We start from the raw sequence: 13,157 nt of genomic DNA, 5'->3' as shown, positions 1-13,157 counted from the left end.
TCACATCCGGAAAATGCCGAAGCGGCTCTGTTCGATCGGCGCGTTCAGCGCGGCAGACAACGCCAGGCCGAGGACGTCGCGGGTCTGTGCCGGGTCGATGACGCCGTCGTCCCACAGGCGGGCGCTGGAATAATAGGGGTGGCCCTGACGCTCGTACTGGTCGAGGATCGGCTGCTTGAGCCTGGTTTCGTCTTCGGCACTGAATGGCTGGCCGCTGCGTTCGCTCTGCTCGCGCTTGACCTGGGCCAGCACCCCGGCGGCCTGTTCGGCGCCCATCACGCCAATCCGTGCGTTGGGCCACATCCACAGGAAGCGCGGGTCGTAGGCGCGGCCGCACATGCCGTAGTTGCCGGCACCAAAGCTCCCGCCGATGATCACCGTGAACTTCGGCACCTGGGCGCAGGCCACGGCGGTGACCAGCTTGGCGCCGTGCTTGGCGATGCCGCCTTCCTCGTACTTCTTGCCGACCATGAAACCGGTAATGTTCTGCAGGAACAGCAGCGGGATGCCGCGTTGGCAGGCCAGTTCGATGAAGTGCGCACCTTTTTGCGCGGCTTCGGCGAACAGGATGCCGTTGTTGGCCAGGATCGCCACCGGGTAGCCATGCAGGTGGGCGAAACCGCACACCAGGGTGGTACCGAACAGCGCCTTGAATTCATCGAACACCGAGCCATCGACCAGGCGGGCGATCACCTCGCGCACGTCGAACGGTTGCTTGGCATCGGCCGGCACCACGCCGTACAGCTCATCGGCCGCATACAGCGGTGCCACCGGTGCCAGGCGTTGTAGCTTGCCCTGCTTGTGCCAGTTGAGGTTGGCCACGCTGCGCCGGGCCAGGGCCAGGGCATGTTCGTCGTTGTCGGCATAGTGGTCGGCCACGCCGCTGGTGCGGCAATGCACATCGGCGCCCCCCAAGTCTTCGGCGCTCACCACTTCACCGGTGGCGGCTTTTACCAACGGCGGCCCGGCGAGGAAGATGGTCGCCTGCTGGCGCACCATGATCGCTTCGTCGGCCATGGCCGGCACGTAGGCGCCGCCAGCGGTGCACGAGCCCATCACCACGGCGATCTGCGGGATGCCTTGCGCGCTCATGTTGGCCTGGTTGAAGAAGATGCGCCCGAAATGCTCGCGGTCGGGGAACACTTCGTCCTGGCGTGGCAAGTTGGCGCCGCCGGAGTCCACCAGATAGATGCACGGCAGGCGGTTCTGCAGGGCGATGGTTTGTGCACGCAGGTGCTTCTTCACCGTCAGCGGGTAGTACGAACCGCCTTTTACCGTGGCGTCGTTGGCCACGATCATGCATTCCACGCCTTCCACGCGGCCGATGCCGGCAATCACGCCCGCCGCTGGCACGTCTTCGCCGTACACCTCATGGGCGGCCAACTGGCCGATTTCGAGGAACGGCGAGCCCGGGTCCAGCAGGCGGTCGATACGCTCGCGCGGCAGCAGTTTGCCACGCGAGGTATGCCGTTCCTGGGCCTTGGGCCCGCCGCCCTGGGCAACCTGGGCGAGCAAGCCGCGCAGGGCCTGGACCTGTTCGAGCATGGCCGCGCTGTTGACGGCAAATTCTGCCGAACGCGGGTTGATCTGGGTGTGCAAGGTAGCCATGTGCGCCCGTCCCTTATGTTCAGCGGGTTTCGTTGAACAGTTCGCGGCCGATCAGCATCCGGCGGATTTCGCTGGTGCCGGCACCGATTTCGTACAGTTTGGCGTCGCGCAACAGGCGCCCAGCCGGGAATTCGTTGATATAGCCGTTGCCGCCAAGAATCTGGATCGCCTCCAGGGCCATTTGCGTGGCGCGCTCGGCGGTGTACAGGATCACCCCGGCAGCATCCTTGCGGGTGGTCTCGCCACGGTCGCAGGCCTGGGCCACGGCATACAGGTAGGCGCGGCTGGCGTTCAGCTGGGTGTACATGTCGGCAATCTTGCCCTGGATCAGCTGGAACTCGCCGATGCTCTGGCCGAATTGCTTGCGGTCGTGGATATACGGCACCACCAGGTCCATGCAGCTTTGCATGATGCCGGTCGGGCCGCCGGACAGCACCACACGTTCGTAGTCCAGGCCGCTCATCAGGACGCGCACGCCGCCGTTAAGCTGGCCCAGAATGTTCTCTGCCGGCACTTCCACGCCGTCGAAGAACAGCTCGCAGGTGTTGGACCCACGCATGCCCAGCTTGTCGAACTTGTTGCTGCGGCTGAAGCCTTTCCAGTCACGCTCGACGATGAACGCGGTGATGCCGTGCGCACCCTTGTCCAGGTCGGTCTTGGCGTAAATCACGTAGGTGTTGGCGTCGGGACCGTTGGTGATCCAGGTCTTGCTGCCGTTGAGCACGTAGTGATCGCCGCGTTTTTCTGCGCGCAGTTTCATCGACACCACGTCGGAGCCGGCATTGGGCTCGCTCATGGCCAAGGCGCCGATGTGCTCGCCGCTGATCAGCTTGGGCAAGTACTTGAGCTTCTGCTCGTGGGTGCCGTTGCGGTTGATCTGGTTGACGCACAGGTTGGAATGGGCGCCGTAGGACAGCGCCACCGAGGCGGAGCCACGGCTGATTTCTTCCATCGACACCACATGGGCCAGGTAGCCCAGGCCAGCGCCACCGTACTCTTCCGGTACGGTGATGCCCAGCAGGCCCATGTCACCGAACTTGCGCCACATGTCGGCGGGGAACAGGTTGTCGTGGTCGATCTGCGCGGCACGCGGGGCCAGTTCGGCGGCGACGAAGGTGCGCACCTGGTCGCGGAGCATGTCGATGGTCTCGCCCAGGGCGAAGTTCAGGGAGGGGTAATGCATGCTGGGGCACCTTCTTGTTCTTGGAAATTGGGTAACACCGTAGCTCAAAGGCTAACCGCTGACCCCTGTAGGAGCGGGCTTGCCCGCGAATGCGTCAGCAGGACCACCGTCATTGCCTGGGTGATCGCATTCGCGGGCAAGCCCGCTCCTGCAAGGGTCGGCGTCATGCCGGAGGTTCCGGTATCGTTCATCACCTTTACGTTAACGTAAGCCTGCGGGAAGGCACTGTCAATCCACTCGTCACCTTTACGTAAACGTAAATCTGCGCCAGAGTATTCCCGCTTGCTTCAGCCGTGCCCAAAACAACCACAAGAAGGGACACCCATGAGTCAACCGAGCTATACCCGCGGTCGCCAGGACCGACCCTTGCTGACCCAGACCATCGGCCAGGCCTTCGATGCCACCGTGGCCCGCTGTTGCGACAGCGAGGCCCTGGTGTCCCGCCACCAGGGCCTGCGTTACAGCTGGCGGCAGTTGGCTGAACAGGTCGAAATATACGCCCGCGCCCTGATCGCACTGGGCGTGAACACCGGCGACCGTGTTGGCATCTGGTCGCCCAACTGCGCCCAGTGGTGCATCTTGCAGCTGGCCAGTGCCAAGGTCGGCGCCATCCTGGTCAACATCAACCCGGCCTACCGTGTGGGTGAGCTGGAATACGTGTTGCGCCAGTCCGGCTGCCGCTGGCTGGTCTGCGCTGAAGCCTTCAAGACGTCTGATTACCACGCCATGGTGCAGGCGCTGGTGCCTGAGCTTACCAGCGCCCGGCCTGGTGAGCTGGCCAGTGAATGCCTGCCCGAGTTGCGTGGTGTCATCAGCCTGGCCGCCAACCCGCCTGCCGGCTTCCTGCCCTGGCACGCATTGGCCGAGCGGGCAGGGCAGACGTCTGTTGAGGCCTGCACAGCCCGTCAGCAAAGCCTGCAATTCGACCAGCCGGTGAACATCCAGTACACCTCCGGCACCACCGGTGCGCCCAAAGGTGCCACGCTCAGTCACTACAACATCCTCAACAACGGTTTCATGGTGGGTGAAAGCCTTGGCCTGACGGCCCGCGACCGTATGGTGATCCCGGTGCCGCTGTACCATTGCTTCGGCATGGTCATGGCCAACCTCGGCTGCATCACCCACGGCAGCACCATGATCTACCCCAACGACGCTTTTGACGCCGAACTCACCCTGCGCGCCGTGGCCGAGGAGCGTGCCAGCATCCTTTACGGCGTGCCGACCATGTTCATCGCGATGCTCGATCATCCCTCGCGTGCGCAGATGGACCTGTCGACCCTGCGCAGCGGCATCATGGCCGGCGCCACCTGCCCGATCGAGGTGATGCGCCGGGTCATCGACCAGATGCACATGGCTGAAGTGCAGATCGCCTACGGCATGACCGAAACCAGCCCGGTGTCGCTGCAGACCGGCCCGGACGATGACCTGGAGCTGCGCGTGACCACCGTCGGCCGCACCCAGCCTCAGCTGGAAAACAAACTGGTGGACACTGATGGCTGCATCGTCGCGCGCGGTGAGATCGGCGAGCTGTGTACCCGCGGCTACAGCGTGATGCTGGGCTACTGGGACAACCCCCAGGCCACGGGGGATGCCATCGACCCGGCCGGCTGGATGCATTCGGGTGACCTGGCGGTGATGGACGAGCAGGGCTATGTGCGCATCGTCGGGCGCAACAAGGACATGATCATTCGCGGCGGCGAGAACATTTACCCGCGTGAGCTGGAAGAGTTTTTCTACACCCACCCGGCGGTGGCCGATGCGCAGGTGATCGGCATTCCGTGCAGCCGCTATGGCGAAGAGATCGTCGCCTGGATCAAGCTGCACCCTGGGCACAGCGCCACGGCCGAGGAACTGCAGGGCTGGTGCAAGGCGCGCATTGCCCACTTCAAGGTGCCGCGGTATATCCGCTTCGTCGACGAGTACCCGATGACGGTGACGGGGAAGGTGCAAAAGTTCCGGATGCGTGAGATCAGTGTGGCGGAGATTGCGGCTGCATCTGCGGGTTGATGTGCTGGCGCGGCCGGCCTCTTCGCGGGTAAACCCGCTCCTACACCGCGCCGCATTCAAGGCCGGCACGGTCCCTCGTAGGAGCGGGTTTACCCGTGAAGAGGCCGGCCCGATCAATGCAAGATCTTCACCTTGCCAAGCACCTGGTCATCCTCAACCTTTCAACGGAGCAGTGGAGATCGCTGTTCATGCCGGTGCCGTGGTCTACCCTTAAGCCTTCACCGGTGGCTCCTGGCTCGGCGGGTCGCCCACTGTCGGCGGCACGGTCGGCTTGATCGGCAGCTCGTCCGGGTCTTCTTCCGGTACGGGTGGCGGCAAGCTCGGGTCGTCGATGTTGGGATCGGGTGTCTCCGGTGGAATGGGAATGTTCATGGCCTGACCTCGCGTGGGTGGGTGAAGAGGTGCTGTAGGCTCTGACCGCTGGCAGCTGCCGTTCGCTCAATTATTTTGAACCCCCCGCCTGTGCCCGGCTCTGAACCCTTACCGCCACCAGCCTGAGGGAGCAAGGTCGATGTCACGAAACGAGCCCTTTGAAAGCGTGCCCATGGCGAACGATCACCCCGACCAGGCCATTAGCCTGGCCCAGGCGCTGTTGGCGCCACGCATCGTGATCGAAGACACCCAACCCGTGCTCGACGCCGGCAGCTTCGCCGCCAAGGCCGTCAGCGGCCAGCCTGTGGCAGTCAGCACCAAGGCCTACAGCGACGGCCACGACCGCCTGGCGGTGATGTTCAACTGGCGCCAGGCGCACAGCAGGCGCTGGCACTGCGTGCCGATGCAGGCGGCGGGCAACGACCTGTGGCAGGCCGAATTCACCCCCACCGAGCTGGGCCCGCACCGGTTCAGTATCGAGGCCTGGATCGACCCGTTTGCCACCTATTGCCACGACCTGGAGAAGAAGTACCACGCCGGCGTCGAGGTGAAACTGGAGCTGGAAGAAGGCCGTTTGATGCTGGGCAAAGGCATCGAGCTGTGCAGCGGCGCCCTGCGCGAGGCGCTCGAGGCCGTGCAGCTCCGCCTGGCTACCCTCAGTACCGATGACCAGGTGGCCGTGTTTCTCGACCCAACCACCGCCCGCCTGATGGGCGAAGCCGAACACCGCAGCTACCTGACCCGCAGCCCTGAGTTTCCCCTTGATGTCGACCGCCCGGCCGCCCTGTTCGCCAGCTGGTACGAGCTGTTCCCGCGCTCGATGACCGACGACCCGCAGCGCCACGGCACCTTCAACGACGTGCACGAACGGCTGCCGATGATCCGCGACATGGGCTTCGACGTCCTGTACTTCCCGCCCATCCACCCCATCGGCATGCAGCATCGCAAGGGCCGCAACAACGCCCTCAAGGCCGAGCCGGGCGACCCGGGCAGCCCTTATGCCATCGGCAGCCCGGAAGGCGGCCACGAGGCCATTCACCCGCAACTGGGCAGCCGCGATGACTTCCGCCGTCTGGTGGCCGCAGCGGCGGAACACGGCCTGGAAATTGCCCTCGATTTCGCCATCCAGTGCTCCCAGGACCACCCCTGGCTCAAGGAGCACCCGGGCTGGTTCAGCTGGCGCCCGGACGGCACCATCCGCTACGCTGAAAACCCGCCGAAAAAGTACCAGGACATCGTCAACGTCGATTTCTATGCGCCGGAGGCCGTGCCTTCGCTGTGGCTGGCCCTGCGCGATGTGGTGGTCGGCTGGGTCGAGGAGGGCGTCAAGACCTTCCGCGTCGACAACCCGCACACCAAGCCGTTGCCGTTCTGGCAATGGCTGATCGCCAATGTGCGCAGCCAGCACCCCGACGTCATCTTCCTCGCCGAAGCCTTTACCAAGCCGGCGATGATGGCGCGCCTGGGCAAGGTCGGCTACGCACAGAGCTATACCTATTTCACCTGGCGCAACCACAAGCAGGAGCTGCGCGAATATTTCGAGCAGCTCAACCAGCCGCCGTGGAGCCAGTGCTACCGGCCCAACTTCTTCGTCAACACGCCGGACATCAACCCGTTCTTCCTGCACACCTCCGGCCGCGCAGGTTTCCTTATCCGTGCCGCGCTGGCGACCATGGGCTCAGGCTTGTGGGGCATGTATTCGGGCTTCGAGCTGTGTGAGGGCACGCCGTTGCCGGGCAAGGAGGAGTACCTGGATTCGGAGAAGTACGAAATCCGCCCACGCGACTTCACCCAGCCCGGCAACATCATCGCCGAGATCGCCCAGCTCAACCGCATCCGCCGGCAGAACCGCGCCTTGCAAACCCATCTGGGTGTGGCCTTCTTCAATTGCTGGAACGACAACATCCTGTACTTCGCCAAGCGTACGCCCGAGCGTGACAACTACATCCTGGTGGCCGTCAGCCTCGACCCGCACAACGCCCAGGAGGCGCACTTCGAGTTGCCGCTGTGGGAGTTGGGGCTGGACGACAACGCCGAAACCCAGGGTGAAGACCTGATGAACGGCCACCGCTGGTCGTGGTACGGCAAGACCCAATGGATGCGTATAGAGCCCTGGCACCTGCCGTTCGGCATCTGGCGCATCGCGAAAGCCGGGTAAAACCGGTCTGTAGCCTTTTCCCCTGTGGGAGCGGGCACGCCCGCGAACACCGGCAGAGCCGGTGCCAAGCACCGCGGTGGCTGATTCGCGGGCACGCCCGCTCCCACAGCGATGGTGCAAGAAGGGGCAAACATGCAATTGAAAGGAGTCGCACATGGCCAAGCGTTCCCGCCCGGCAGCCTTCATCGACGACCCGCTTTGGTACAAGGACGCTGTCATCTATCAGCTGCACATCAAGTCATTCTTCGACTCGAACAACGATGGCATCGGTGATTTCGCCGGCCTGATCAGCAAGCTCGACTATATCGCCGAGCTGGGCGTCAACACCCTGTGGCTGCTGCCGTTCTATCCCTCGCCACGCCGTGACGACGGCTACGACATCGCCGAATACAAGGCCGTGCACCCGGACTACGGCAGCATGGCCGACGCCCGCCGTTTCATCGCCGAGGCCCACAAGCGCGGCCTGCGGGTGATCACCGAGCTGGTCATCAACCACACCAGCGACCAGCACCCGTGGTTCCAGCGCGCCCGCCACGCCAAGCGCGGCAGCAAGGCGCGCGAGTTTTACGTGTGGTCGGACGACGACCAGAAGTACGACGGCACGCGCATCATCTTCCTCGACACCGAAAAGTCCAACTGGACCTGGGACCCGGTCGCCGGCCAGTACTTCTGGCACCGGTTCTATTCCCACCAGCCGGACCTCAATTTCGACAACCCGCAGGTGCTCAAGGCGGTGATCGGCGTCATGCGCTTCTGGCTCGACCTGGGTGTAGATGGCCTGCGGCTGGACGCGATCCCTTACCTGATCGAGCGCGACGGCACCAACAACGAAAACCTCGCCGAAACCCACGACGTGCTCAAGGCGATCCGCGCCGAGATCGACGCCAACTACCCCGATCGCATGCTGCTGGCCGAAGCCAACCAGTGGCCGGAAGACACGCGCCCGTACTTCGGTGAAGGCGACGGCGACGAATGCCATATGGCTTTCCACTTTCCGTTGATGCCGCGCATGTACATGGCCCTGGCCATGGAAGACCGCTTCCCGATCACCGATATCCTGCGCCAGACCCCGGAAATCCCGGCCAACTGCCAGTGGGCGATCTTTTTGCGCAACCATGATGAACTGACCCTGGAAATGGTCACCGACCGCGAGCGCGACTATCTGTGGAACTACTACGCCGAAGACCGCCGCGCGCGCATCAACCTGGGCATTCGCCGGCGCCTGGCGCCCCTGCTGCAGCGTGACCGTCGGCGCATAGAGCTGCTGACCAGCCTGCTGTTGTCGATGCCCGGCACGCCAACCCTGTATTACGGCGACGAACTGGGTATGGGCGACAATATCTATCTGGGTGACCGCGATGGCGTTCGCACACCCATGCAGTGGTCGCCAGACCGCAACGGCGGTTTTTCCCGCGCCGACCCGCAACGCCTGGTGCTGCCGCCGATCATGGACCCGCTCTACGGTTACCAGACGGTCAACGTCGAGGCGCAAAGCCACGACCCGCATTCGCTGCTGAACTGGACCCGGCGCATGCTGGCGGTGCGCAAGCAGCAGAAGGCCTTTGGCCGCGGCAGCCTGCGTACCCTCACGCCCAGCAACCGGCGCATCCTTGCCTATATCCGCGAGTACACCGACGCCGACGGCAATACCGAGGTCATCCTCTGCGTGGCCAACGTGTCCCGTGCCGCCCAGGCTGCCGAACTCGAATTGTCACAATTCGCCGACAAAGTACCGGTGGAGATGCTGGGCGGCAGCGCGTTCCCGCCAATCGGCCAACTGCCGTTTCTGCTGACCTTGCCACCTTATGCCTTCTACTGGTTCCTGCTGGCCAGCCGCGATCGCATGCCCAGCTGGCACATCCAGGCCACCGAGGGGTTACCCGAATTGACCACATTGGTACTGCGCAAGCGCATGGAAGAACTGCTGCAAGCCCCCGCAAGCGATACGCTGCAAAGCACCATCCTGCCGCAGTACCTGCCCAAGCGCCGCTGGTTCGCCGGCAAGGAAGGGCCGATTGATGCCGTGCGCCTGTGTTACGGCGTACGTTTCGGCACCGCCACCACGCCGGTGCTGCTCAGCGAAATCGAAGTACTCAGCGACGGCACGGCTACCCGCTACCAGCTGCCTTTCGGCCTGCTGCGTGAGGAACAGATCCATACCGCGCTGCCGCAGCAGCTGGCGTTGTCGCGGGTGCGCCGTACCCACCAGGTTGGCTTGATCACAGACGCCTTCGTCCTTGAGCCGTTCATTCACGCTGTGATGCAAGCCTGCCAGGATGGCCTGCGTCTGCCGTGTGGCGACAGTGAGGGTGAATTGCGCTTTGAATGCACAGAGCAGCTGGCCGGCCTGGCGCTCGACGAGGAGAGCGAAGTGCGCTACCTCAGTGCCGAGCAGTCCAACAGTTCGGTGGTCATCGGCGACCGCGTGGTGCTCAAGTTGATCCGCCGGGTCAACCCGGGCATCCATCCAGAGCTGGAAATGAGTGCCTACCTGACCGCCGCCGGCTTTGCCAATATCTCGCCGCTGCTGGCCTGGGTCAGCCGGGTGGACGAGCAACACGCGCCGCACCTGCTGATGATTGCCCAGGGTTACTTGAGCAACCAGGGCGATGCCTGGGGTTGGACCCAGAACACGCTGGAACGGGCCATCCGCGACCAGATGGAGCCCACCCGCAACGACGCCGAAGCGCACACTGACGCGTTGGCCGAACTCAGCGGCTTTGCGGCCTTGCTTGGCCAGCGTCTGGGCGAGATGCACCTGCTGCTGGCCGCCCCTACCGAAGACCCGGCCTTCCAGCCGCGCCCCAGCAATGCGCGGGACAGCGAGCGCTGGCGTGCACAGATCAGCACCGAACTGACCCACGCCCTCGACCTGCTGGCCCAGCATCGCGACACGCTGGACAGCGACAGCCAGTCCTTGGTCGACGACCTGCAGCAACAGCGTGACGGTTTGGCCCAGCACATCGACACCCTGAGCAAGCAGGCTCAGGGTGGCCTGCTGATGCGTGTGCACGGCGACCTGCACCTGGGCCAGGTGCTCGTGGTGCAGGGTGATGCCTACCTCATCGATTTTGAAGGTGAACCCGCCCGGCCCCTTGAAGAGCGCCGGGCAAAACACAGCCCCTACAAGGATGTCAGCGGCGTGCTGCGTTCCTTCGACTATGCTGCTGCGATGATCTTGCGCAGCGCGTCTGCGGTGGACCTTTCCGAGCCGGCGCGGCAAGCCCGGCAGCGGGTTGCCCGGCAGTACCTGCACCAGTCCCGGCATGCCTTTGTCGAAGCCTATGGGCTGGCCACCGCCGCCATGCCTCACGCCTGGCAGCACGCCGAGGGTGAGCGCGCGGCGCTGGAATTGTTCTGCCTGGAAAAAGCCGCCTACGAGATTACATACGAAGCCGAAAACCGTCCGAGCTGGCTGGCCGTGCCTTTGCATGGTCTGCATGGACTGATCAGTACCTGGGGAGAGTCAGAATGAACGTTACAACGCGTGAAAACGGTGGCCTTCGGCAACGGGACCTCGACGCCCTGGCCCGCGCCGAACACGCCGATCCTTTTGCGGTACTCGGCCCCCACGGCGACGGCGCAGGCGGGCAGGTGGTCCGCGCCTTTCTGCCCAATGCCCTGAAAGTGCGCGTTCAGGCCCGGGATGACGGGCGGGTCCTTGCCGAAATGGAGCAGGGCAGCCTGCCTGGGTTGTTCAGCGCGCACCTCGATGAGGCACAGCCCTACCAGCTTCACATCGTCTGGGCCGGCGGCGAGCAGGTTACCGAAGACCCCTACAGCTTCGGCCCGCAATTGGGAGACATGGACCTTCACTTGTTCGCGGAAGGCAATCACCGCGATTTGTCCGGGCGCTTCGGTGCCCAGCCGACTCAGGTCGATGGCATCGACGGCGTGTGTTTCTCGGTCTGGGCGCCGAATGCCCGGCGGGTGTCGGTGGTAGGTGATTTCAACAACTGGGATGGTCGCCGCCACCCCATGCGCCTGCGCCACGGTGCCGGGGTGTGGGAACTGTTCATTCCGCGTCTGGGCGTGGGCGAAACCTACAAGTTCGAAGTACTCGGCAAGGACGGCATACTGCCGCTGAAGGCCGATCCGCTGGCCCGTGCCACCGAGCTGCCGCCGAGCACGGCGTCCAAGGTAGCCGGTGAACTCAGCCACGCCTGGCAGGATCATGACTGGATGGCGCAACGCGCCCAGCGCCATGCCTACAACGCGCCGTTGTCGATCTACGAGCTGCACCCAGGGTCATGGCGCTGCGAGCTGGACGAAGCGGGCGAAGTCGGGCGTTTCTACAACTGGCGCGAACTCGCCGAACGGCTGGTGCCCTATGTGCAGGAACTTGGCTTTACCCACATCGAACTGCTGCCGATCATGGAACACCCGTTCGGCGGCTCCTGGGGCTATCAACCACTGTCGATGTTCGCGCCCACCTCGCGCTATGGCAGTGCCGAGGATTTCGCCGCGTTCATCGATGCCTGCCACCAGGGAGGCATTGGTGTGCTGCTGGACTGGGTGCCGGCGCATTTTCCCACCGACGAACATGGCCTGGCGCGCTTCGATGGCACTGCGCTGTACGAATACGATAACCCCCTGGAGGGCTACCACCAGGACTGGAACACGCTGATCTACAACCTCGGGCGCAATGAAGTGCGCGGCTTCATGATGGCTTCGGCGCTGCACTGGTTGAAGCATTTCCACATCGACGGCCTGCGCGTCGATGCGGTGGCCTCGATGCTGTACCGCGACTACTCGCGCAAGGCTGGCGAATGGGTACCCAACCGGCACGGCGGGCGCGAGAACCTGGAAGCCATCGACTTCATCCGCCACCTTAACGGCGTCGCTGCCCACGAGGCCCCGGGTGCGCTGATCATCGCCGAAGAGTCCACCGCCTGGCCTGGGGTCAGCCAGCCTACCCAACAGGGCGGCCTGGGTTTTGCCTACAAGTGGAACATGGGCTGGATGCACGACACCCTGCACTACATCCAGAACGACCCGGTGCACCGCACCTACCACCACAACGAGATGAGTTTCGGGCTGATCTATGCCTATTCCGAGCACTTCATCCTGCCCATTTCCCATGATGAGGTGGTGCACGGCAAGCATTCGCTGATCGACAAGATGCCCGGCGACCGCTGGCAGAAGTTCGCCAACCTGCGCGCCTACCTCACCTTCATGTGGGCACACCCGGGCAAGAAGCTGCTGTTCATGGGCTGCGAGTTCGGCCAGTGGCGTGAGTGGAACCACGACAGCGAACTGGACTGGTACCTGCTGCAGTATCCCGAGCACCAGGGCGTGCAGCGCCTGGTGGGCGACCTCAACCGCCTGTACCGCGAAGTGCCGGCGCTGCACGAGCAGGATTGCCAGCCGCAGGGCTTCCAGTGGCTGATCGGTGACGACGCGCAAAACAGCGTGTACGCCTGGCTGCGCTGGAGCAGCAGCGGCGAGCCGGTGCTGGTGGTGGCCAACTTCACCCCGGTACCCCGTGAGGGTTACCGCATTGGCGTGCCGTTCGGCGAGCGTTGGCAGGAGCTGCTGAACAGCGATGCCGAGCTGTATGCCGGGTCGAACGTGGGTAATCTGGGGGCGGTGGCCAGTGAGGCAGTGGCCAGCCACGGGCAGCCATTATCGCTGGCCCTGAACCTGCCGCCGCTGGGGGTGTTGATCATGAAGCCCGCCTGACCGGTTGACCGCACTGGCCTTTTCGCCTGTAGGAGCGGGTTTATCCGCGAATCCGGTAGCGGCGGCAACCGTGAATGGCCTTTGGAAATTGGCCGGCAGGCCCGGCCCTTTCGCGGGTGAACCCGCTCCTACAACGGCCTGTGCCGA

7 protein-coding genes are annotated in these 13,157 nt (G+C 64.1%); 4 read left to right on the top strand and 3 right to left on the bottom strand.

Annotated features, from left to right (window positions below; genetic code table 11):
• Together V6093_RS08995 and V6093_RS08990 are read right to left on the bottom strand one after the other, a co-directional pair.
• A complete protein-coding gene (locus V6093_RS08995; protein WP_047604828.1) occupies window positions 1-1,608 on the bottom strand; it encodes a carboxyl transferase domain-containing protein in 1,608 nt (535 codons plus the stop codon).
• Between the two features lie 19 nt (window positions 1,609-1,627).
• Complete coding sequence (locus tag V6093_RS08990; RefSeq protein WP_003251317.1) at window positions 1,628-2,791, bottom strand: isovaleryl-CoA dehydrogenase; 1,164 nt, start codon at window positions 2,789-2,791, stop codon at window positions 1,628-1,630.
• Window positions 2,792-3,115: 324 nt separating this feature from the next.
• Between V6093_RS08990 and V6093_RS08985 the strand changes: the two genes are divergently transcribed.
• On the top strand, window positions 3,116-4,798 hold the full coding sequence (locus tag V6093_RS08985; RefSeq protein WP_108078328.1) for an AMP-binding protein: 1,683 nt from the start codon (window positions 3,116-3,118) through the stop codon (window positions 4,796-4,798).
• Window positions 4,799-5,008: 210 nt separating this feature from the next.
• Here V6093_RS08985 and V6093_RS08980 read toward each other — a convergent pair whose 3' ends face one another.
• Entirely contained in the window at window positions 5,009-5,170 is a 162-nt protein-coding gene (locus V6093_RS08980; RefSeq protein WP_003251307.1) for a hypothetical protein, read from the bottom strand.
• Between the two features lie 139 nt (window positions 5,171-5,309).
• Between V6093_RS08980 and V6093_RS08975 the strand changes: the two genes are divergently transcribed.
• The 3 genes from V6093_RS08975 (at window position 5,310) to glgB (ending at window position 13,010) form a co-directional block, all read left to right on the top strand.
• Window positions 5,310-7,328: an alpha-1,4-glucan--maltose-1-phosphate maltosyltransferase gene (locus V6093_RS08975; protein ID WP_047604826.1), complete on the top strand. Its 2,019-nt coding sequence runs from the start codon at window positions 5,310-5,312 to the stop codon at window positions 7,326-7,328.
• Between the two features lie 154 nt (window positions 7,329-7,482).
• Entirely contained in the window at window positions 7,483-10,803 is a 3,321-nt protein-coding gene (gene treS / locus V6093_RS08970) for a maltose alpha-D-glucosyltransferase (protein ID WP_265978088.1), read from the top strand.
• Window positions 10,800-13,010 carry a 1,4-alpha-glucan branching protein GlgB gene (gene glgB, locus V6093_RS08965; protein ID WP_047604824.1) on the top strand — a complete coding sequence of 737 codons (2,211 nt, stop codon included), beginning with the start codon at window positions 10,800-10,802 and terminating at the stop codon, window positions 13,008-13,010. Before treS ends, glgB begins: the two co-directional genes overlap by 4 nt.
• The last annotated feature ends 147 nt before the right edge of the window (window positions 13,011-13,157 follow it).

It is taken from the genome of Pseudomonas putida group bacterium ESBL64, from assembly GCF_045277175.1.
Classification (GTDB): domain Bacteria; phylum Pseudomonadota; class Gammaproteobacteria; order Pseudomonadales; family Pseudomonadaceae; genus Aquipseudomonas; species Aquipseudomonas alloputida.
Note: the sequence above shows the minus strand (reverse complement) of the source record. Positions and strands in the feature narration are given on the sequence as shown.